This window comes from Citrobacter sp. Cpo142 (assembly GCF_030332425.1).
Classification (GTDB): domain Bacteria; phylum Pseudomonadota; class Gammaproteobacteria; order Enterobacterales; family Enterobacteriaceae; genus Citrobacter; species Citrobacter portucalensis.
Map to the genome: position 1 here is coordinate 1 of NZ_JAOWHW010000121.1, position 23,079 is coordinate 23,079.

20 protein-coding genes and 1 pseudogene are annotated in these 23,079 nt (G+C 52.2%); 17 read left to right on the forward strand and 4 right to left on the reverse strand.

The genetic code is table 11. The annotated features are described in order from the left end of the window. Window positions 1-193 precede the first annotated feature (193 nt). Together OGY18_RS13170 and ycgZ are read right to left on the reverse strand one after the other, a co-directional pair. Window positions 194-466, reverse strand: coding sequence for a hypothetical protein (locus OGY18_RS13170; protein ID WP_286553291.1), 273 nt, complete (start codon window positions 464-466; stop codon window positions 194-196). Between the two features lie 40 nt (window positions 467-506). After that, on the reverse strand, window positions 507-743 hold the full coding sequence (ycgZ, locus tag OGY18_RS13175) for a regulatory protein YcgZ (protein ID WP_003833500.1): 237 nt from the start codon (window positions 741-743) through the stop codon (window positions 507-509). Window positions 744-1,061: 318 nt separating this feature from the next. Between ycgZ and OGY18_RS13180 the strand changes: the two genes are divergently transcribed. From OGY18_RS13180 to OGY18_RS13260, 17 genes are all read left to right on the forward strand, one after another. Then, on the forward strand, window positions 1,062-2,291 hold the full coding sequence (locus OGY18_RS13180; protein WP_191219892.1) for a diguanylate phosphodiesterase: 1,230 nt from the start codon (window positions 1,062-1,064) through the stop codon (window positions 2,289-2,291). A 203-nt stretch (window positions 2,292-2,494) separates the two neighbouring features. Further along, window positions 2,495-3,226: a MerR family transcriptional regulator gene (locus tag OGY18_RS13185; protein WP_286553294.1), complete on the forward strand. Its 732-nt coding sequence runs from the start codon at window positions 2,495-2,497 to the stop codon at window positions 3,224-3,226. 309 nt (window positions 3,227-3,535) lie between these two features. Beyond that, on the forward strand, window positions 3,536-4,066 hold the full coding sequence (locus OGY18_RS13190; RefSeq protein WP_003833507.1) for a Csu type fimbrial protein: 531 nt from the start codon (window positions 3,536-3,538) through the stop codon (window positions 4,064-4,066). Window positions 4,067-4,080: 14 nt separating this feature from the next. Further along, a complete protein-coding gene (locus OGY18_RS13195) occupies window positions 4,081-4,803 on the forward strand; it encodes a fimbrial biogenesis chaperone (protein WP_198579623.1) in 723 nt (240 codons plus the stop codon). Window positions 4,804-4,858: 55 nt separating this feature from the next. Continuing rightward, entirely contained in the window at window positions 4,859-7,144 is a 2,286-nt protein-coding gene (locus OGY18_RS13200) for a fimbria/pilus outer membrane usher protein (protein ID WP_286553297.1), read from the forward strand. Between the two features lie 13 nt (window positions 7,145-7,157). Next, window positions 7,158-8,126 (forward strand): Csu type fimbrial protein, encoded by a 969-nt coding sequence (locus OGY18_RS13205; protein ID WP_286553299.1) that lies wholly within the window; start codon window positions 7,158-7,160, stop codon window positions 8,124-8,126. Window positions 8,127-8,448: 322 nt separating this feature from the next. Beyond that, the gene (locus OGY18_RS13210; RefSeq protein WP_032943729.1) at window positions 8,449-9,723 is read left to right on the forward strand and encodes a Glu/Leu/Phe/Val family dehydrogenase; all 1,275 of its coding nucleotides are present in this window, start codon (window positions 8,449-8,451) and stop codon (window positions 9,721-9,723) included. 326 nt (window positions 9,724-10,049) lie between these two features. Continuing rightward, on the forward strand, window positions 10,050-11,120 hold the full coding sequence (gene dhaK / locus OGY18_RS13215) for a dihydroxyacetone kinase subunit DhaK (RefSeq protein ID WP_003833521.1): 1,071 nt from the start codon (window positions 10,050-10,052) through the stop codon (window positions 11,118-11,120). 11 nt (window positions 11,121-11,131) lie between these two features. Continuing rightward, window positions 11,132-11,764, forward strand: a complete 633-nt coding sequence (gene dhaL / locus OGY18_RS13220) for a dihydroxyacetone kinase subunit DhaL (RefSeq protein ID WP_020996617.1) — start codon at window positions 11,132-11,134, stop codon at window positions 11,762-11,764. Window positions 11,765-11,774: 10 nt separating this feature from the next. After that, window positions 11,775-13,205 (forward strand): dihydroxyacetone kinase phosphoryl donor subunit DhaM, encoded by a 1,431-nt coding sequence (dhaM, locus tag OGY18_RS13225; protein WP_279275856.1) that lies wholly within the window; start codon window positions 11,775-11,777, stop codon window positions 13,203-13,205. A 170-nt stretch (window positions 13,206-13,375) separates the two neighbouring features. Next, window positions 13,376-15,088 (forward strand): alpha,alpha-trehalase, encoded by a 1,713-nt coding sequence (locus OGY18_RS13230; protein WP_191235517.1) that lies wholly within the window; start codon window positions 13,376-13,378, stop codon window positions 15,086-15,088. Between the two features lie 207 nt (window positions 15,089-15,295). Further along, window positions 15,296-16,318: an ABC transporter substrate-binding protein gene (locus OGY18_RS13235; protein WP_286553305.1), complete on the forward strand. Its 1,023-nt coding sequence runs from the start codon at window positions 15,296-15,298 to the stop codon at window positions 16,316-16,318. A gap of 26 nt (window positions 16,319-16,344) precedes the next feature. Then, window positions 16,345-17,304 carry a FecCD family ABC transporter permease gene (locus tag OGY18_RS13240; RefSeq protein ID WP_435658662.1) on the forward strand — a complete coding sequence of 320 codons (960 nt, stop codon included), beginning with the start codon at window positions 16,345-16,347 and terminating at the stop codon, window positions 17,302-17,304. Next, on the forward strand, window positions 17,301-18,062 hold the full coding sequence (locus OGY18_RS13245; protein WP_198579617.1) for an ABC transporter ATP-binding protein: 762 nt from the start codon (window positions 17,301-17,303) through the stop codon (window positions 18,060-18,062). The genes OGY18_RS13240 and OGY18_RS13245 overlap by 4 nt, the downstream gene beginning before the upstream one ends. A gap of 9 nt (window positions 18,063-18,071) precedes the next feature. Further along, window positions 18,072-18,884: a class I SAM-dependent methyltransferase gene (locus tag OGY18_RS13250; protein ID WP_149384891.1), complete on the forward strand. Its 813-nt coding sequence runs from the start codon at window positions 18,072-18,074 to the stop codon at window positions 18,882-18,884. After that, complete coding sequence (gene modD / locus OGY18_RS13255; RefSeq protein ID WP_149384890.1) at window positions 18,881-19,738, forward strand: ModD protein; 858 nt, start codon at window positions 18,881-18,883, stop codon at window positions 19,736-19,738. Before OGY18_RS13250 ends, modD begins: the two co-directional genes overlap by 4 nt. A 23-nt stretch (window positions 19,739-19,761) precedes the next feature. After that, on the forward strand, window positions 19,762-21,732 hold the full coding sequence (locus tag OGY18_RS13260; protein ID WP_149384889.1) for a TonB-dependent receptor plug domain-containing protein: 1,971 nt from the start codon (window positions 19,762-19,764) through the stop codon (window positions 21,730-21,732). Between the two features lie 773 nt (window positions 21,733-22,505). Here the strand turns inward: OGY18_RS13260 and OGY18_RS13265 are convergent. Together OGY18_RS13265 and OGY18_RS27550 are read right to left on the reverse strand one after the other, a co-directional pair. Then, on the reverse strand, window positions 22,506-22,760 hold the full coding sequence (locus OGY18_RS13265; protein WP_003020908.1) for a GlsB/YeaQ/YmgE family stress response membrane protein: 255 nt from the start codon (window positions 22,758-22,760) through the stop codon (window positions 22,506-22,508). Window positions 22,761-22,863: 103 nt separating this feature from the next. After that, window positions 22,864-23,079, reverse strand: a pseudogene (locus OGY18_RS27550) (hypothetical protein); the annotation flags it as partial.

Consider the following 23,079-nt stretch of genomic DNA (forward strand, 5'->3'; position numbering starts at 1 on the left):
TTGATGGCTCATGATGTCCCTCTGGGATGCGCTCCGGATGAATATGATGATCTCATATCAGGAACTTGTTCGCACCTTCCATAGCTCACCTGCATTATGGAAGTAACTTGATAAAGCTTTATCCGTCATTACACTGTGGACATTAATTTCATGAAGCATGGTAACCTCGCTTGTATAGTCTGGAAGATTATCTTTAATGTAATTTAGGTTTTTTGCTGGCACTGAAAGCACTCTCATCTCTGGTTTTATCCGGTTTTCTACTTATCTTCCCCGGATTAATGTTTGTAAAATCATTGATAACGCTGTCAATTAATTGCTTGCGTGTGCCATCTATTTCACTGGCCTGCATAAGTCGCAATTGCTTAATCACTGCAGCTAACGAAACGTCTGTATGCTTTCGCAAAATTTCTAGCACAGCCAAACCTGTAATTTCATGTTTCAGGCGTTCACTATCAGTTTTCTTCATAACTCCTTCACTACTTACCCCTATAAGTAAGGGGTTTGTTTTATTCAAAAAGCAGGCCAATTAACGCATTGTAATGTTTCTGTTCTTTCTCCCCGGATGCTTTTTCAAGACGACACAGAAGCTTGGTGCAAAGTGATTTGCGGTTCAGATTTCGTCCATCCTTGAGTATCTCAGTGACGATTTCTCCCAATGTTTCCTGTTGAGTTGGCAGATGCGCCTTCGCAAAGTAACGAGAAATCGCGCTTGCAGTATCAGTGCGAACGGTATGCTGCTGCATGTCATGCTCCTGTAACAAAATGCTGGTGAATATTAAGTTTTATAACAGTAGCAAAGTTGTACCAAAAATGTGTACAACACGAACCATCAATTTTTATCAAAAAGTGCTAAATCAATACAATCAACAACTTGCATCAATATACAACCACATAAAATCAAATTCATTTGTACAATTCACTTCTTTTAACAAATGAATTCGATCTGTTTAAGGACCTTTGTTTGTAAAAATAAAGTTAGAATAATGTATTAGAATCAGGACATAAGCTGGTTTGTTTGATACTGTCCATACCTCTTCCTTTCCCTTGATCCCGGACTGCCCATGCTCACGACCATTATTTACCGTAGCCATCTACGTGATGACGCCCCCCTCAGAGCGCTTGAGGATATGGTGACAGCCGCAAATCTAAAAAACCGGCGATCCGATGTTACGGGGATTTTACTCTTTAATGGCCGCCACTTTTTCCAACTGCTTGAAGGTCCTGAGGAGCAGGTAAAAGAGATTTATCGTTGTATATGTAACGATCCACGGCACCACAATATCGTTGAGCTGATGTGTGATTACGCGCCTGCGAGAAGATTCGGAAAGGTGGGGATGGAGTTATTTGATTTACAAAAACATGAACGCAATGACGTCCTGCAAGCGGTACTTAACAAGGGAACATCAAAATTTCAGCTCACCTATGATGACCGGGCATTACAGTTTTTCCGCACATTTGTCCTTGCGACGGAAAAATCGAGTTATTTTGAAATACCTGCGCCTGATTACTGGAGTTTTATTGCCGACAACTCTTGTACTCTCCTGGATGAAAGCACACTCCCGTCCAATATCGATTTCAGCTTTGCTTTTCAACCCATTATCGATCCTATGTCGCAGCGCGTCATTGCTCTGGAAGCACTTATTCGTGGTAGAGACGGTGAAACGCCCGCAACTTATTTTGGCAACTTAAATCCTGAAGAACTGTATACCGCGGATCTGCAAAGCAAAAAGGCTGCTTTTGCAATGGCAAGCGCGCTGGGACTTAACGACAAAATGCTGTCAGTCAATCTGCTCCCCATGACCCTGGTAAACAAATCCGATGCAGTCAGCTTTCTGATAAACGAAATCGCGGCGCACGGACTGGTGCCTGAACAAATCATTGTAGAGTTTACCGAAAGCGAAGTTATATCGCGCTTTGATACGTTCGCGCAGGCCGTAAAGTCACTCAAGGCTGCGGGGATCTGTGTGGCGATAGATCATTTTGGGGCAGGTTTTGCCGGGCTTCAGCTTCTGTCTCGTTTTCAACCCGACCGAATTAAGATAAGCCGCGAGCTGATCACGGATGTGCATAAAAGTGGACCAAGACAGGCCATCATTCAGGCAATTATCAAATGCTGCACTTCACTGGAAATCATGATTTCCGCTGTCGGCGTTGAAAAACCTGAAGAGTGGATGTGGCTTGAGTCCGCAGGTATTGAAATCTTCCAGGGTAACCTTTTTGCACAAGCCTGCCTGAATGGTATTCCGTCTGTTGCATGGCCAGAGAAAAATGATTTCTCAGCGTCAAAATAACTAACGCATTGTTATAAATAAACAATCACCACAACCGCCCTCATGCTGAACATAAAAATTCAGCATTTGCTCCCTGCGTGATAGTAAAGTAAATCTTATTTTTGCTAGAATCCTCTGTATGTTTTGTACAATTTGATGCATGTTGTACAAAATAACAGGAACCGCATATCGGTGACGGAGAATCAGGAGTGTCCGGGGGAACTATGGCTTATTACAGCATTGGGAATGTCGCAGAACGTTGCGGGATAAATCCTGTCACCCTTCGGGCATGGCAACGACGTTACGGTTTACTCAAACCTCAACGCAGTGAAGGTGGCCACCGACTCTTTGATGAAGAAGATATTCAGCGTATTGAAGAAATAAAACGTTGGATTAGCAATGGCATACCTGTTGGGAAAGTTAAGGCATTGCTGGAAACCAGTACCCGTCAAGCTGACGACGACTGGAATCAATTACAAGAAGAGATGATGAGCATTCTTCGCATGGCGCATCCACCGAAGCTGCGAGCCAAAATTACCGCACTCGGTCGTGTTCACCCTGTAGATGCGCTGATCGATCACGTTTATCTCCCCGTACGTCAACGGCTGATACTTGACCATAATACATCCCGCATAATGAACAGCATGCTTGATGGCGCATTGATTGAATATGTTGCCACACTGCTGTCTGAAACGCGGCGCAAGTCAGGAAAGGATGCCCTCCTGATGGCCTGGGATGTTGAAGACAGAACCCGTCTGTGGCTCGAAGCCTGGCGCTTATCGCAATCTGGTTGGCACATTGCCGTTCTGGCTGAACCCATTGAATCGCCAAGACCCGAACTTTTCCCTAGGCAAACCCTTTTTGTCTGGACCGGTATTACGCCAACCCGCAGACAAAATGAACTGCTCCAACACTGGAATGAGCAAGGTTATAAGGTCATTTTCCACAGCCCATAACCTACACGTAATACGTGTAAGATAAATAATACAACTCTCATTTTGTGGGTGGTTATTTTGAGTACCATCCAGGGAATATGTTGCCCTCTATCCTCCTGACTTAACCTCGGCCATAGCATAAAAACAAAACAATATACTAACCCATTGGTATTATTTTTTTGCAGACGACATCACCTTTTTCCTAAGTAAAATTCATTAGATCAACTGGCGTACGTCTAATACTTATTCTAGGGTTAAATTATGTCTTCTTGTGCCACATTATTGTTTTTCTAAAGTAATAAATGTGGTTATTTGAAAAAGGTAAAGGATATGGCTCTAGTCTTAGACAAACGCTTAATTCTTTGTTGCTGCGCCTTTTCCATTATTTCTGTGGCTAATGCAGCAACCGTTAACGGAACATTTCAGGTGCTGATGACGATTCAAAAGGCCTGTACCGTGACTGCCGGATCGGCTTCAAATATTACACTTGGTCCGGTGAATACCACGGCGACAAATACCAGTGCAAGCAACACTATTTCAATTAATTGCTCAAAAACCACACCCTATTTTATCGGTCTGGCACCGTCGGCTGCCAATGGAGGGACGACAACGGGTTCGGGCGCCATGTCCTCCGTAGCTAACGCTGCCACCAATACCGATAAAGTGCCCTATCAGCTAAATCGTACGTCAGCAACAGGTCCGGTGTGGGGGAATACCGCCACCGACACCGCACCAGGAAATGGGGTAGCGGCGACGGGTACAGGTCTGGCGCAAACGTATACTGTTTATGCCACCGCACCGAGCGCCAACTTCACTCCTGACGACTATGCCGATACGGTAACGGTTAACGTTAACTACTAACTTCTGGAAGCCATATGAGAGTAAAACTGCCTGTAAAGCAGTGTGCCTGCGCATGCCTGCTAGGGATGGTTGCGAGCGTCAATCTAGCCACCGCCAGCGGACTGCAAATAGCCCCGGTCACGTTAACGTTGCAAGCGACGCAAAATGCCGATGGTATCTGGCTGAGTAACGCGGGTGAAAATGTGCTCAATGCCCAGGTTCGGGTTTTTCGCTGGAGTCAAAGCGCTTATGACGACAAACTTTCCCCCTCTCAGGGGCTGGTGATTAGCCCGCCGATGTTGGCATTAGCCCCAGGAGAACGTCAGTTGATTCGAGTTATTCGCACAAGCCCTCCCTCGGCACATGCCGAAGACGCTTATCGTTTGTCGATAGATGAGTTACCGCCTGTAAAAGTAGAAAAAAACAAGCTTCAGTTTGTGCTGCATTATTCTGTTCCTGTTTTCATTCAACCAACATCAGCGGCACAAACGCAGGCAAAACTACAATGGAAATTACAACAACTGGATGGCAAAAAATTTATTGAAGTCAGTAATCAGGGAAATGGGCATGCACAGTTATCTGCTGCAACATTTATAAGCCCTGATGGTACTAAAAAAGTCATTACACCCGGACTATTAGGCTACGTTTTACCCGGCTCAACAATGCGCTGGATAGTCTCCCCGTCAGCCAGGAATAATCATTATGGCGGGAAAGTTGAAGTCACAATCAATGGCCAAAAAACAGTACAAGATCTGTAACAGATCCTGGCTTCTGGTGAAATATTGCTTTCTCAATGGAGTATTAATATCGGGAATGGTTTGCGCACAAACGCTGAATAATAACCAGAATGAAAGTGGTGTTATTAATAGCGCCTCGCAGATTACGGGTGTCGATTTGTATCTCGACGTCACCTTAAATGGAAATCCCGTTGGGCTGGTACATTTTGGCTACGATAATGGAAAGCTTTATGCAGGAGCAGATACTCTGCGTAAAATGGGCTTTCGCTTTGCTCCAGACGCCACTAACGCCGTCGGCCTGAACGATATCCCCCAGCTAACCATTGACTACAACGTTCAGTTGCAAACGCTCTCGCTTACTGCGCCACTCAGTTCACTCGATCTTGCGACCACGCAGCTTAACTCACCCACCGAAACCGTGCCAACGGCAACAACATCACGCGGGGCGCTGCTCAATTATGATATCTATACGCAACAGGGGGATGAAAGCGCAATCAATACCTTCAGCGAAATTCGCGCCTTCAATGCGGCCGGCGTGCTCAGCACCACCCAGTTGACGCAGTACTCTACCGAGGAATATGCCGATAACAGCGTTGAGCGCCTTGATACCAGCTGGCGTACGTCATTTCCTGATTCGATGTTGGCGTTAACATTTGGCGATACCCTGACAAGTTCACTCATCTGGTCCCGACCGACGCGAATCGGCGGCATTCAGATAGGCACCGATTTTGGGTTGCAGCCCTATATGCCAACCACCCCGCTTCCAGCATATCTGGGATCCGCGACGTTACCGTCAAACGTTGAGCTGTACGTCGACGGCGTCAGGTACTACAACGGAGAAGTCCCCGCAGGTAGCTTTCAGATCAACACAATGCCTAACATCAGCGGCGCGGGAACGGGTCAGGTAATGATGACAGATGCGCTGGGCAGAACGAGCGTACAAAATTTCTCGTTCTACAACGATCAGCAACTCCTGCGGGAAGGATTAACCGCCTGGTCGGCAGAATTAGGCACGGTACGCGAAAATTATGGTTACTCCTCTTTTGATTATGCCAGCGCACCAGTATTGAGCGCTACGTGGCGTTGCGGGTTTAGCAATACGTTCACCGCCGGGACTCATGCGGAAACCAGCGATGGACTGATTAACGCGGGCTTCAGTAACGACTGGATCCCGGGAACCCGCAGCGGCACGTTTTCGACCTCACTTGCCGCAAGTACCGACTCAGGAAAGAACGGTTATTTGTACAGTTTTGGTTACCGTTGGTCCGGTGAACGGTTTAATTTCAGTACCAGTACCACGGCAACTTCCGGCGATTATCGCGATGTCGCCACCCATTACGGCGAGCCGCCCCCCACGCTTAACAGCAACACTGTTATTGGCTATTCGCTGGAAGCAGCCGGTAATGTCAGCCTGAGCTATTTGCAGTTTCGTTATCCACACGAAAATGCGGTGCGCTACGCCAACGCCAGCTGGTTTAAGTCTGTTACAGACAACATCTCACTGAATGCCGGATTCAATCAGAACATTGACGATAACCGCGATCGCAGTCTCTATTTGATGGTAACGATCACGACCGACAACAATCTGAGCGCCAGCAGCACCCTACAACGTACCAACGACGAAACCGGCTACCAGCTCAATGCCAGCCTGACGCCCCCTGCCGACGGCGGCTGGGGCTGGAATCTGGCCGCCAGTCAGCAGGCTTCCCGGCAAAGTGGCCAGGGAGAAGTGGGATATCTGGGACGTTATGGTAAAGCGTACGCGGGATTCAGCCGTTTACCGGATAACCATTACGGTTATGCCGGCGCAACCGGATCGCTGGTGACCATGGGAGGCGGCCTGTTTGCAGCAAGAGAAATCAATAATGGTTTTGCCGTGGTTTCAACTGACGGCGTGCCTGATGTTCCGGTCAAATTGCAAAATAACCTGATTGGTCGCAGCGATGACCAGGGACTACTGTTGGTCACGCCGCTCAACAGTTATCAAAAAAACCTGATCAGTATTGACCCGATGGATCTCCCCACCAATGTGCGGATCGCACGCGTTGAGACGAATGCCACGCCAGCCGATCGTTCCGGTACTTTGGTTAGCTTTGGCATCACCCCCGTCCGCGCTGCGCAGATTATCCTCGTCGATAATCAGGGTAAGCCAATTCCTGAAGGCAGCATGGCTTACGCCATCAACGGAAAAGGACAATCGTCTGTCGTTGGCTTTGATGGAATGACATGGTTCGACACCCTGGAGCAGCACAACACGCTGCGCGTTGAGACGGACACCGGTAGTTGTCGCGTGCAATTTGACTATCCCGCGTCAGCAAAGGGGATTACGCAAATAGGCCCACTGGTTTGTCGCCCACACTAACAGGAGTGCGCTCATGAGGTTAAGACATTTGCTACTCATCGCTGCCGTACTTTTTTGTCCGGCAATTAGCCATGCGGTAACCTGTTCGGTGAGCAATGTGCAACCCATAAATTTAGGTTCGGTCAATCCACTGTCTGCGACAGGCGCAACGTCATCAATGACGTTCAGTTACACTTGCACCAAAGAGCTTGGTGACGCGCTGGCAGGGATCAATCTCTGTTTTAATATTGGCACCTCGGCCGTCAGTGGCCAGGTGACACCGCGAAATATGTCGTTAATCGGAAACCCCGCCAGAACGCTGGCATACCAGCTTTACCAGGATAGCGGGCGCACCAAAGTCTGGGGCAGCCAGTATCAGTCGGGAACCACTTTTCCCATGGTACAGCTTAACCTGCTGAATCTGACGCCAGTGACAGGTTCACTCACGGTATCGGCGCAGATCGTCACGCCACAAATCGCCGCCGTCCCCGGAAACTATCAGGATAGCTATACGGCGGCGACAGCCCTTGTCACCCTTAATCCTGGATTGCTTTTCCCGCCGACCACCTGTGGTGATACCGTTGCCGCCAGGTTTCCTTTCACCGTCACAGCTGCTGTCAGCAAACAGTGTAATATCACCTCCGCGACTAACATCAGCTTTGCTCCCACCAGCGGAACGGGTCGTAATCTCACGGCGTCAAATAACGTAGGCGTAGCCTGCTCTAATAACACGCCTTACACCATCGGACTTCAACCCTCCAACGGCAATACGGCAGGCAGCGGCGTGATGGCAGGCACGGGGTCAAATACGGATAAAGTCCCCTACCAGCTTAGTTCGACGCCAGGTCCTTCCGGTACGATCTGGGGCAATACTGCGCTTAATACCGTTGCGGGCAGCGGCACGGGGACAACGACTACCTACCCGGTTTACGCCACCGTTCCCAGCGCGAACTACACGCCAGACAACTATGCCGATACTGTCACCATCGCCGTGACCTACTGACGCCCAGCTTAACAGCAATAAAGCAAACACATTTTATTATCATATTATTTACTTTTAGAGGTGCGTCATAAATCTGACAAATTGCGATTTTTACAAGTTATGCATATTAAACTACATAAACCGCAAAAAACCCGCGATGACAGCCAAAACAAAGAATAACTATTCACCTCCAAGCCAAAGCCCACACTACTCACACTGATAATCCGTGTTAGCCAGGCAGGCTGTTCTATGAAAAAAATGTTAAATTTAGGTTTATATGGTGAGATTCACTGTATACCACGGCCAAATTAAGAACATATTACTTTTATAACTAAGGTTTATCATGGATAAGTTATCTTACGCTTCAGATAGCAGCACATCTGCCTGGAATACCTACCTGCAACAAATCGAGCGTGTGGCCCCTTACCTGGGCGAACTTTCCCATTGGGTGGACACCCTGCGCCACCCAAAACGCGCGCTGATTGTCGATATCCCGGTGCAGATGGATGACGGCACTATCCGTCATTTTGAAGGGTATCGCGTGCAACATAACCTCTCCCGCGGTCCGGGCAAAGGCGGTGTGCGTTATCATCCTGATGTTGATCTTAATGAAGTGATGGCCCTGTCTGCATGGATGACCATCAAATGCGCAGCGTTGAATCTGCCGTACGGCGGAGCCAAAGGCGGTGTGCGCGTCGATCCGTTCTCACTTTCTGAAGGTGAACTGGAGCGTTTAACCCGCCGTTATACCAGCGAAATCGGCATTATCATTGGGCCGCAGAAAGACATTCCTGCCCCGGATGTAGGTACTAACGGAAAAGTCATGGCCTGGATGATGGATACCTACTCCATGAACCACGGCACCACCGTGACCAGTGTGGTCACCGGTAAACCTATTCACCTCGGCGGCTCGTTAGGCCGTGATAAAGCCACCGGTCGCGGCGTTTTCGTCAGCGGTCTGGAAGTTGCGCGTCGTGCGAACATTGAAGTTGAAGGCGCTCGCGTGGCGGTACAAGGTTTCGGTAACGTCGGCAGCGAAGCCGCCCGCCTGTTCGCCGCAGCGGGTGCGCGTGTCGTCGCAATTCAGGATCACACCGCAACGCTGTTTAACTCCACGGGTATCGACATGACCGCGCTGTCTGCCTGGCAGTTAGAGCACAAACAGATTGCCGGTTTCCCAGGCGCTGAAACCATCGCCAGCGAAGCCTTCTGGAGCGTGGAGATGGATATCCTGATCCCTGCCGCGCTGGAAGGACAGATTACCCGTCAGCGTGCAGAAATACTGACCTGCAAACTGGTACTTGAGGGCGCTAACGGCCCGACTTACCCGGATGCCGATGATATGCTGGCAAGCCGCGGTATCATCGTGGTACCTGACGTCGTATGTAACGCAGGCGGCGTAACCGTCAGCTACTTCGAATGGGTCCAGGATATGGCAAGCTTCTTCTGGAGTGAAGAAGAGATCAACAATCGCATGGACAAAATCATGACTGATGCGATGGTGCACGTATGGGAAAAAGCAGCTGAGAAATCCTGCTCCCTGCGTACCGCAGCCTACATTGTTGCCTGCGAACGCATTCTGCTGGCACGTAAAGATCGCGGAATTTATCCGGGCTAATACCGATAATTTCCCCTCGCATAAACCACCTGCCAGGCAGGTGGTTTTTTTTTAGCAAAATCCTGCACGTAGTCTATCCCCATTAAATACTGCCCGATCTCTCATTTTCGCTGTTTTATGCACCACTACGTTTCAATATGGAACGTTATAAAATGATGGCGTTCCGTATTGAAACGCCCTTCACAGCAATTTTCTTTTGCGTACCCGTGTGCAAAATTACCTTATCGGCAGCGAGCGGTCGCCGTGACGTTGAACCAACCGATACCCTACATCAGATGCCTGCCCGAATTTGGCAGCCATCCAGGACTGTCTGCGGAGCATAAATAATGAAAAAATTGATCAACCGTGTTGAAGACGTACTGAATGAACAACTCGCCGGACTGGCGAAAGCGTATCCTTCCCTGGCATTGCATCAGGATCCGGTATATGTCACCCGCGCAGATGCGCCGGTGATGGGCAAAGTGGCACTGCTTTCCGGTGGCGGCAGCGGACACGAACCTATGCACTGCGGCTACATTGGTCAGGGCATGCTCTCTGGCGCCTGCCCGGGTGAGATTTTTACCTCACCCACGCCGGATAAAATGTTCGAATGCGCCATGCAAATTGACGGTGGCGAAGGCGTGCTGCTGATAATCAAAAATTACACCGGCGACATTCTTAATTTCGAAACCGCTACCGAGCTGCTGCACGAAAGCGGTGTCAAAGTCACCACCATGGTGGTGGATGACGACGTGGCGGTGAAAGACAGTTTGTATACCGCCGGTCGACGTGGCGTGGCGAATACCGTATTGATCGAAAAACTGGTCGGCGCGGCCGCCGAACGTGGTGATTCGCTGGAAGCCTGTGCGGCGTTGGGCCGTAAGCTGAATAACCAGGGCCACTCCATTGGCATAGCCATTGGTGCCTGTACCGTTCCAGCCGCCGGACAACCGTCTTTCACGCTGCAGGATAACGAAATGGAATTTGGCGTAGGTATCCACGGGGAACCGGGCATAGACCGTCGCCCCTTCACCTCTCTCGATCAGACCGTTGATGAAATGTTCGATACCCTGCTGGAAAACGGTAACTACAGCCGTACACTCCGCCACTGGGACAACGTCCAGGGCGCGTGGCAGGAAGGTAAAGAAAGCAAGCGGGCGTTACAGAGTGGCGATCGCGTTATTGCGCTGGTCAATAATCTCGGCGCGACGCCGTTGTCTGAACTCTTCGGCGTATATAACCGCCTCGAAAGCCGTTGTCAGGATGCAGGCATTGTCATTGAGCGCAACCTGATCGGCTCTTACTGTACCTCTCTGGATATGACCGGTTTCTCGATCACCCTGTTACAGGTAGATGACGAAACGCTGAGCTTATGGGATGCACCGGTTCACACCCCTGCTCTCAACTGGGGTAAATAAGGAGATTTATGATGTCCCTCAACAGAACGCAAATTGTTAACTGGCTCTATCGTTGCGGCGAGATCTTCACCACAGAAAGTGATTTTCTCACCGGACTTGACCGGGAGATCGGCGATGCCGACCACGGTCTGAACATGCATCGTGGTTTCAGCAAAGTCGTTGAAAAGCTGCCGTCCATCGCAGACAAAGACATCGGCTTTATTTTGAAAAACACCGGTATGGTGCTGCTCTCAAGCGTCGGCGGGGCCAGTGGACCGCTGTTTGGCACCTTTTTTATTCGCGCCGCTCAGGTGACTCAGGCTCATCAAAGCCTGACGCTTGAAGAGCTGTATCAAATGATGCGTGATGGCGCAGAAGGTGTGATTAGCCGCGGTAAGGCTGAACCTGGCGACAAAACCATGTGCGACGTCTGGCTGCCAGTAGTCGAGTCCTTACGCCAGTCCTGCGAGCAGAAACTGAGTGTACAAGCAGCGCTGGAAGCGGCAAGCCAGCAAGCGGAAGCCGCAGCACAAAGCACCATCACCATGCAGGCTCGCAAAGGCCGTGCCAGCTATCTTGGTGAGCGCAGTATTGGGCATCAGGATCCCGGCGCAACATCGGTGATGTTTATGATGCAAATGCTGGCTCAGGCGTCCAGAGAGTAAGGATAAAGCGATGGTAAACCTGGTTATTGTTTCTCACAGCGCCCAACTGGGCGAAGGCGTCGGCGCGCTGGCCCGGCAGATGTTAATGGGCGGTGATTGCAAAATCGCCATTGCCGCAGGCATTGACGATCCTGAGAATCCGATTGGCACCGATCCGATCAAGGTGATGGAAGCCATCGAGTCCGTGGCCGATACGGACCACGTGCTGGTGATGATGGATATCGGTAGTGCATTACTGAGTGCGGAAACCGCGCTGGAACTGCTCGACCCTGGCATTGCCGCCAAAGTGCGTTTGTGCGCAGCACCACTGGTTGAAGGCACACTGGCCGCGACGGTTAGCGCCGCCGCGGGTGCTGATATCGATCGGGTCATCCGTGATGCCATGAACGCCCTCGACGCCAAATGTGAGCAACTGGGTTTACCTTCGCCATCCGCAGCGAAACCCGCATCTGCTGTACAGTCTCCCGATGCAGATGCCCGTTCTGTTGCCATTGTGGTGAAAAACCCTAACGGCATCCACGTTCGCCCGGCTTCGCGGCTGGTTTCCGCGTTGTCTGGTTTTAACGCCGACATGTGGCTGGAGAAAAACGGCAAGTGTGTGGTTCCTGATAGCCTGAATCAGATAGCTCTGCTGCAGGTACGCTGTAATGACACACTGCGCCTGATTGCCAAAGGCGAACAGGCAGAGGATGCGCTGGCCGCATTTAAACAGCTGGCGGCAGAGAATTTTGGTGAATCGCTCGAGTCCGCGCATGCTGATAACAAGGCAACTCAGGCTCCCTCAAAAGTCACGGGGACGGCATTTTGTTACACGCCGTTCTCGCCCGAGGTAAATCCGCAACCCGCCGCATCACTCCAGGCTGAGCAGCAACGATTACAGGCTGCCATCCAAAGTACGCTGAACGATCTGAGCGAACTCACCGCACTTGCTGAAGAACGATATTCCGCAGATATCGCTGCCATCTTCTCCGGTCACCACACGCTGTTGGACGATCCTGAACTTTTTGAAATGGCCTGCGATGTAATGCGCGAAAAGCAGTGCAGCGCCGCCTGGGCCTGGCATCAGGTGCTGAGCGATCTCAGCCAGCAGTATTTACAGCTCGATGATCCTTATCTGCAGGCGCGATACATTGATATTGAAGATTTGCTGTCTCGTTCACTGCAGCATTTGACGGGAGAGAGCGCACAAATTCCCGCATTTTTGCGCCCCACTATCCTGGTCGCTGATGTCATTTATCCGTCTACGGTACTGCAACTCGATCCGAAGACCATCAAAGGTATCTGCCTGCGGGACGGCAGCGAAGCCTCGCATCCGGCGATTATCGCTCGTGAAATGGATCTGTGCTGGATGTGTCAGCAAGGCACGGCTCTCGATAGCATCAAGATGGGCGATACACTGACCATTGACTGTGTCACACAGCGGATAACCCGCGCAAACTGATTCCGAAGCACACCCTTTCCAACAAAGGGTGTGCTTCTTCTCTATTCACGTCGGGAAATGTCTGTTTATTCGCAAAATGGGGAGCCGATCACGCGCAACGGTCATTCCTGAACTAAGGTTTTCTCATGGTAAATGCCGCTACTTCGGCACGCCGCTAAGGAGATTAACCGATGATAACGCCAGCAACTCGCCATCCTGGCCTGCTCTCTGTTGCAATAAAACTGACGCTCGCAAGCACCTTTTTTGCCCTTTCCTCTTTTACCGTCAACGCCGAGGACGCACCAGCCGCTACGCCTGCGCCGCCTGATATTCTGCTTGGTCCCCTGTTTAACGATGTACAAACAGCCAAACTGTTTCCTGACCAGAAAACCTTTGCCGACGCGGTGCCAAACAGCGATCCATTAATGATCCTTGCCGATTACCGGATGCAGAAAAACCAGTCCGGATTCGACTTACGCCATTTTGTGCAAGTGAATTTCACCTTGCCGAAAGACGGCGAGAAATACGTGCCCCCGGCCGGGCAATCACTACGCGAACATATTGACGGACTGTGGCCAGTACTCACTCGTTCGACCACCACCGCTGAAAAATGGGATTCGCTGCTGCCGCTCCCGGAGCCGTATGTGGTACCTGGCGGGCGTTTTCGCGAAATATATTATTGGGACAGCTATTTCACCATGCTGGGGCTTGCCGAGAGCAATCACTGGGATAAAGTCTCGGACATGGTGGCAAACTTCGCTTACGAGATTGATTCCTGGGGACACATTCCTAACGGTAACCGCACCTACTACCTGAGCCGTTCGCAACCGCCGTTCTTTGCCTTTATGGTTGAACTGCTGGCGCAGCACGACGGGAATGATGCGCTGAAAAAATACCTCCCGCAGATGCTCAAAGAGTACAGCTACTGGATGGAAGGCATCGAAACACTCCAGCCCGGTCAGCAAAATAAGCGCGTGGTTAAACTGGATGACGGCACCATTTTGAACCGCTACTGGGATGAGCGCGATTCGCCTCGGCCAGAGTCGTGGGTAGAGGATATTGCCACCGCTAAAAGCAACCCAAACCGCCCGGCCACAGAAATCTACCGCGACCTGCGTTCAGCTGCCGCGTCCGGTTGGGATTTTAGTTCCCGCTGGATGGACAATCCTAATCAGCTGGGCACTCTGCGCACCACCAGCATCGTTCCGGTCGATCTCAATGCGTTGATGTACAAAATGGAAAAAATGATCGCCCTCGCCAGCAAGGCTGCCGGTGATGATGCCAAAGCGGCGCAGTACGATGGCTTCGCTAATGCCCGACAAAAAGGGATCGAGAAGTACCTGTGGAACGACAAAGAAGGCTGGTATGCCGACTACGATCTGAAAAGCCACAAAGTACGCAACCAGCTCACGGCTGCCGCCCTGTTCCCGCTATATGTCAAAGCAGCGGCAAAAGATCGCGCCAGTAAAGTGGCCACGGCAACCCAGGCGCATCTGCTGCAACCGGGCGGCCTTGCTACCACGTCGGTGAAAAGCGGCCAGCAGTGGGATGCCCCCAATGGCTGGGCCCCGCTCCAGTGGGTCGCAGCATCCGGGTTACAGAATTACGGTCAGGATACTGTCGCCATGGACGTGACCTGGCGATTCCTCACCAATGTTCAACACACCTACGATCGCGAGAAAAAGCTGGTTGAGAAGTATGACGTGAGCACCACTGGAACCGGCGGTGGCGGCGGTGAGTATCCGTTGCAGGATGGTTTCGGCTGGACCAACGGCGTAACGCTGAAAATGCTCGACCTGATTTGCGCCAAAGAAAAGCCCTGTGACAACGTACCCGCGTCGCGACCTACCCCGGCAAGTACAGCGCCAGTCGAGTCTAAAAAACAGACTCAACCGACGCCATAACATCATAGCCTGAGCCGTTTTACTTCCTGAATCCGCGCTTCGTCGCGGATTTTTCTCTCATATTTTTCGCCATTTAAGCTGTCACTATCCCCTCTAGCCCTTATGGGGTATCCGGTGTTTTCATCCGTGAGAATTTGATTCTGAACATGTTTTTATTCGCTGTATATGTAAATATATAGCGATTTTGTAACCTTCAGGATAACAATAATGCCACTGACAAGACGGATGTTTGCCCAACTCGTGGCATCTGCACTGCTGTTCCGCCATCTTCCCGCGTTTGCTCAAACGCCGCTGACCGTGGCCATTGGAGACTCTCCGAAGCCAGAGAAAACCCAACGCGTGGTCAGTGCTGGCGCACCTGCTGACATGCTACTGCTGGCCGTCGCACCGGAAAAACTGGTGGGGCTTTCCTCCTTTGATTTCTCTCGCCAGACCGCCATCCCGTTTAACGATAACATTCGGACTTTGCTGAAACTCGGCAGGCTGGCGGGGCGCGCCAGCACACTCTCGCTTGAAGCACTCCTGGCGCTCAAACCTGACCTGGTTATTGACTGCGGTAATGCCGATGAAACCTGGCTTTCTCAGGCCAGACAAGTGAGCGCACAAACACACATTCCCTGGCTGCTGATTAACGGCGAATTGCGCCATGCCCCAGAACAGCTGCGCGCAGTCGGTGAAGTATTGGGCGTCGTCTCGCGAACCGCAATGCAGGCCGCGCTGGCCCGTCGATTTATCGATGATGCAATAGCTTTCTCGCATTCACCCGCGGCGAATCTGCGTTTTTATGCCGCGCGCGGTGCCAGAGGACTGGAGACTGGTTTACAAGGTTCTCTGCATACCGAAGCAGCAGAACTACTGGGGTTGCACAATGTGGCGCACATCCCCGGACGACAGGGGCTCACACAGGTCTCAATGGAAAATCTGCTCAGCTGGCAGCCGGATATTATCCTGGTGCAGGATGCGGTGACAGCGCAGTTCCTACGAGAAGATCCGGTCTGGCAAGGGGTCAAAGCGGTTGCTGACCGGCGCATTCTGTTTCTCAGCGGTCTGCCGTTTGGCTGGCTGGATGCACCTCCCGGCATCAACCGTTTACTGGGGTTACGCCGCCTGCACGCCTGGCTTGATCCTCAGGTTAACGCGAGCTTTAAAGCTGATATGCAGCGCTACAGTGAGTTGTTCTGGCACACCACGCTAAGCGACGCACAGTATCAAAGGTTGGTGGCAGTCTGATGAAAACATCAACCCTCGGTTTTCTGATGATTGCTGCGGTGGTGCTTTGCGCGAGCGTCGCCGCGGTATCGGGCGCGTACCGCCTGGATGCACGACAGGTTGTGAATCTCATTACAGGTACTGATGGCGTCCCGATGCAGGACAAAATCGTCTTCTGGCAAATCCGCCTGCCACGCATACTGGCTGCATTGCTGCTCGGCGCGGCGCTGGCGGGCGCAGGAACCACCTATCAGGGCATGTTCCGCAACCCGCTGGTCTCGCCGGATATTCTCGGCGTGGCAGCGGGTGCGGGTTTAGGTGCCTGTTTAGCAATCCTGTTAGGTTTACCGATCCTGTTCATTCAGCTGTATGCATTCACGGGTGGTTTATTCGTGGTCGCTGGTGTCTGGTTAATTACCCGGCGAGTCAAGCGACACGATCCGGTGTTAACGCTGGTGCTGGTCGGGATTGCGCTGGGCACGGTATGCGGCGCGGGAATTTCGCTCATCAAAACGCTGGCCGACCCGTATACCCAACTCCCCTCTATCACTTTCTGGCTGCTTGGCGGTTTATCGACGATCACGCCGCACGATCTGTGGTTCTCGGCACCGCTGATCTTCGCAGGACTGGTCCCGCTATTGCTGCTGCGCTGGCGCATGAACCTGCTCACTCTGTCGGATGATGAAGCACGATCGCTTGGGATCAACGTCTCCCGATTGCGACTGGGACTGATCGTCTGCGCAACGTTAATCACCGCCTGTACCGTTGCCATCGCGGGCATTATCGGCTGGATTGGGCTGGTTGTACCGCACATCGGCAGACTCCTCAGTGGCAATAACCACCAGCAGTTGCTGCCAGTTTCCATGGGGATCGGCGCCATTTTGCTGCTGCTCACCGATACTCTTGCCCGCACGCTGAGCAGCACAGAAATCCCGCTGGGGATCCTGACGGCATTTATTGGCGCACCGTTCTTTTTGCTGCTTTTGCTACGGGGAAATCGCCCATGACGCTTCTGACCGTTTGCCATGCGTCGTTGGGATACCACAGTCACCAGCCCGTGTTACGCGATGTCTCATTTCAGGTTTCGCCCGGCTCCGTCTGTTGTCTGATTGGGGCCAACGGCAGTGGAAAAACCACCCTGATGCGCACCATTCTCGGCGTTCTTTCGCCGCTTCACGGTGACATTCTGCTTGATGGCGTCGCCATAAATCATCTCAGCGATCGGCAACGCGCCGCCGCTATTGCCTGGGTTCCTCAGGCACATGACGGCGCGTTTGCCTTCACTGCGCTGGACATGGTGATGATGGGGCTGGCCCCGCAATTGGCGGCATTTGCGGTTCCCGGCGCTAAAGAGCGTGAAAATGCGCACCAGCAGATGACGATGCTGGGAATCTCTCACCTGGCACCCCGACGCTGGAACACGCTGAGCGGCGGAGAGCGGCAACTGGTGTTAATTGCCCGCGCGCTGGCGCAGCGTCCGCGTCTTTTGTTGCTGGATGAACCCGCTTCCAGCCTGGATTTTGGGCATCAAATCCGTCTGCTCGACACGCTAGTGACACTGAAAAACTCGGGTATGGCCCTGCTGATGTCGACCCATCATCCGTTGCACGCCCGGGCAATCGCCGACAGCGTGGTACGCGTTGAACCGAACGGTGCAGTGTCGCAGGGGCTTCCTGAACAGCAGCTAGCCACCGATCGTCTGGCAGCGCTGTATCGCGTTACACCGTCACAAATCGCCCATCACCTCTTTGGCTCACACAACTAAGGAATAAGAATGCTCATTGACGACATTGATTTTGCCGATCTTTACCGTAAACAGTTACAGCTGGCGAACAGAACCGAGAAAAAACCGGAGCACTGGGATAAGCGTGCGGAAAAAATGGCAGAGAATTGCGCCTCATTAACCGACAGCTATCTGCTACAGCTGTTGGGAAAAATCGACCTGAAAGGGGCGGAGTCGCTGTTTGATATGGGCTGCGGTCCCGGTACGGTTTCGCTGGCGTTGGCTAAAAAGATGCCAATAGTTTACGGCGTAGATTACAGCCAGGGCATGCTTAGCGTAGCTGCCCGCCGCGCTGCGCAAATGAACGCCCGTCACGTACAGTGGGTGCAGCGGGCCTGGGAGGAACACTGGGATGATTTACCCCAGTGCGATATCGCCGTCGCTTCGCGCTCTACGCTGGTTGCCGATATGCGCCAGGCGATGACCAAACTGAATAATCAGGCCCGGCTGCGGGTTTATACCACTCATCTCGTCAGTTCGTCTTTCGTCTCCCCCACCATTCAGCGCGCACTGGGCCGCGAGGTGATTGAGCTTCCCAACTATATCTATGCGCTTAATGTCCTGTATCAGATGGGGATCCACGCGCACGTTGATTTTATCCGTGGCCCCAACTGTCAGCAGGACAACAGCACCTGGACGCGTTTTCTGGAAAACGTGCGCTGGAGTATGGGCGAACTAAGCGCCGACGAGGTCGAACGTCTGGAAAGCTGGTATCAGCAGCAGGATCCGCGCGCAATTGCCCCCGCCAGCCGTGACTGGGCACTTATCTGGTGGGACAGCGTTCCGCGGGAGGCGCTGCGATGATCTACTTTTCGCAGGCACAAACTGATGCGCTGCTGCTGGAAGATATTCAGGGCGGCGACCTGACTACCCGCGCGTTGGGTATTGGCGCAAAGCCGGGCGTTATGGCGTTTTACCATCGCCAGGGCGGGTGCGCTAGCGGCACCGCCGTTGCCAGACAAATGCTCACCTCATTAGGGCTGACCGTCAGCGACATGGTGGCCGATGGTGAACAGGTAAGTGCAGGACAGCGATTGATTTGCGCACATGGGAATGCGGCGGCGCTGCACCAGGGCTGGAAAGCGGTACAAAATGTCCTGGAATGGAGCTGCGGGGTTTCGGGCTATCTTGAGAGCATGTTGAGCCAACTGCGCCAACGCTATCCTGATGGGCAGATTGCCTGCACCCGCAAAGCCATTCCCGGCACGCGTTTGTTGGCGACTCAGGCAATACTCGCCGCGGGAGGCATTATCCATCGCGGAGGATGCGCCGAAACGGTACTGCTGTTTGCTAATCACCGCCATTTTCTTACCAATCCAAACGACTGGTCAGGTGCGATTGCGCGCTTACGCAGCCATGCGCCAGAAAAAAAGATCGTGGTTGAAGCAGATACGCCAGATGAGGCATTAGCCGCGCTACGCGCCGCGCCCGATGTCCTGCAACTCGACAAATTTACCCCTGAGCAAGCAACAGAAATTGTCCGCCAGGCCCCTTCTCTGGCCCCCCATTGTACGCTGGCGCTGACTGGCGGCATTACCCTCGCCTCGCTGGCGAGTTATCTCGACTGTGGCATCAGACTTTTCATCACTTCCGCGCCTTACTACGCTCCGCCTGCGGATATCAAAGTTAGCCTGAGCCCGGACACACGTGGCATATAACATTAATAAATGGACTAAAAATAATGAATTTCAACAAAAGTTGTCTTTACACAGCCCTGTCGTTTGCTTTCGCGCACAGTGCTTTTGCTGGGCAGGAAAGCGAAACCATGACCGTCTGGTCAAGCCCGGCCTCCGCGGCAACCACTACGGTTCTCGGCCAGGAAACGATGCAGCAACTGGATAAGCAAAACGTGGCGCAGGCGCTGAGCGTTGTCCCCGGCGTCGTGCTGCAAAAGTCAGGCAACCGCAATGAGCAGCAGGTGAAAGTCCGCGGTTTTGACAGCCGTCAGGTTCCCGTCTATTTTGACGGCGTGCCGGTATACATCCCCTATGACGGCAACCTCGATTTAGGCCGTTTTCTGACCTCCGATATCGCTTCGGTTGAAGTATCCAAAGGCTACTCGTCTCTGCTACAAGGGCCGAACCAGATGGGCGGCGCCATCAATATCACCACCAAAAGACCTACCAAACCGATTGAAGGCAGCATTGGCTATCGCCAGGGCTGGAGTCGTAGCAAAGACAATGCCCACGATATGCACGCTTCATTTGGCGCCAGCAACGATCTCGGCTACATCCAGCTCAGTGGCAGTCAGTTGAAGCAGGATTTCCTTGGGTTACCGCACGGCGTGGACAACCCTGTTGCGGGCAGCAACGGCAAAATGATCAACTCCTCTGCCGATGACAAACGCGGCATCGTGAAGCTGGGCTTTACCCCACGTGGTGATGACGAATATGTGCTGACCTATATTAATCAGGACGGTGAAAAAGATAACCCGCCGTACGCTGGAACCAGCAGTCAGAAATCACGCTACTGGCAATGGCCACAGTACGATAAAGAGAGCTATTACTATCAGGGCACTACCCATCTGGGCGACCGTTTTACCCTGAAAAGCCGTCTGTATCGCGATACCTTTGAAAATACGTTGATGATGTACAACTCGCTTGCCGATCTGAAAAACAAAAAAGGCAGCTACAGTCATTATTCAGACTATAGCGATGGAGCTGGTCTGCAGCTCGCTGCGGATATGCGTGAAAACGACCAGCTCTCTTTCGCGGTGAACTGGAAGGATGATGTTCACCGCGAGAAAGGCGCACCTAATGCGGCTTACGACCGTTACGAAGACCGCACCTGGTCCGTTGCCAGTGAATATCAGTGGGCAGCGGCGGATAATGTCGATGTAGTGGCGGGAATAAGCTATGACTGGCGCGACAGTCTGGAAGGCATGAAGCACGAGAAAAATGGCAGCGTCACCCACTATGATGACAACAATCAGTCAGCTTTCAACTGGCAGATGATGACCAAATATCACTTCGATAATGCTGACACATTAGCGCTGTCCTACTCTGACAGAACGCGTTTCCCGACGTTGAAAGAGCGCTACACCACCTCGAAACCGGCCTATAACCAGGTGGCGCTGGTCAATCCGCAGCTTAAACCGGAACGCGCTCGCAGCGTGGATCTGACCTGGAATGGTTCACTTGGCAAAGACTGGGGATTCGAAGCCAGCGTCTATTACAATCGCATCAGCGATGCCATTCTTTCGCACAATATTGATGCCGATACCATCCAGAATCAGAACAGCGGCCGGGTGGATTACACCGGTCTGGATGCAGGCGTTAAAGGTAAAGTCTTTGATATGCTGGATGTTGGGCTGAGCTATGGCCTGATTCATGCGGATGTCAAACGCAGCGACATCGGCAAAATAACCGATTTGCCGACGCAAACCCTCACCGCATGGATGACGCTGAAACCGTGGGATCCGTTGAGCATTACGCTGTCTGAAGAGGCCCGCTCATCGAGCTATAGCAATAGCGACGGCTCGCAGAAAGCCGCAGGTTTCGCCATTACCCATTTACGCGCCGACTACGCCATCGGTCACGGGTTTAGCGTCAACGCTTCGGTCAATAACCTGTTCGATACACAATACGTGTACAGCGAAGGATTTATCGAAGAAGGCCGTAATTACTGGGCTGGGATTGAGTACCAGTTCTGACTTAGCGATACAGAGAAACGGCCCCGCTCGGGGTAATGCTGTTCAGTTAACGCCTCAGTTTCAGAAAGTATCACCTGTGAGGGTAGAAGTTATGAATATGCACTCTCAGAGAAAGGGTTCCGTTCACCTCATGTTCATCGCTTCTCTGAAACGCCGGCTCCTGTGAACGTGTAAAGGGCGTTCTCCGCCACGCCCTTTACAATCCCGGCTCCCGGCGGGAAAATTGTTGCTGCGCAATACCCTCCGCTTATTCCTTCAGGCTACCGGGCCGGGCGCGAGGTAGCATCCATGCAAAGCGCGCCCTGAGCCAGCATCCATGCTGGCTCTCCCGGCCTTACGGAATCACGTCGGCAATTTTCAGCCGGACCAGCCCACACCTGACCATCTGCGTTTTTTTGTTTAAACAGCAAAAAAGATTTAACTGGAAGTCAGTGCGTTGAAGCGATGACCCCGGTCCGGCTGAAAATCGATGAGGCGTTGACGACTGACCGGGTCTGCCCGCAGGGATGCGGGCAGAGGGGACGGCCTGCACGGATGCAGGCTCGGCCCCGACCCGACAGGCAGACGGAATAAGACGAATAGCTCGCGTAGCGACGATTTTCCCGCCGGGAGCCTGGGATGCAAGGGAGGCGGCGGTGAGCCACCCTTGCACGTTCACGGGTATCTGCGCTTCAGAGAAATGGCACAACTAAGGTGAACGGAACGCTAAGCAAGAATCACATGTTCACCAGACATGCTTAACTGAACAGCATTACTGCTCGGGCGCCGTTCGATTAATCTCGTCGTACAAGCCGAAAAACTCCCAGCACAACAATCGCGCCGACCACGGCCACCAGGAAGCTGTGGAGATTAAACCCGCTGACATCGCCGCCAATACCAAACATCGTTGCCAGCCATCCACCGACCACAGCACCGACGACACCCAGAATACAGGTCAGGATAAATCCCCCGCCATCGCGCCCCGGCATAATCAGTTTGGCGATAACCCCCGCAATCAGACCAAAAATAATCCAGGCAATAATTCCCATTTTCAGGCCCTCTTTCCAGTGAACGCACGCGCAAGACATTCCTGCGCCAGCACTTAAAGTATAGGCAAGCCGTCGCGACATGCTTTTATCACGCAGACTTAATTCATTGGGTTTGGTAAAAAATTTCATCCATTTGTATTAAGTTCCGTCGATTGATGCCGATAACCCAACGACAAACCAGGCATCCAGGAGTCATTAGGTGTGAGTAACTACAATGAGCAGTTCCTGAAGCAAAATCCGTTAGGGAAGGTGCGAATAAGCAGGTCATTTCTTCCCAAGCTGACTCGCTGATTAAAATTTCGCGGATCTGGGCCGATTT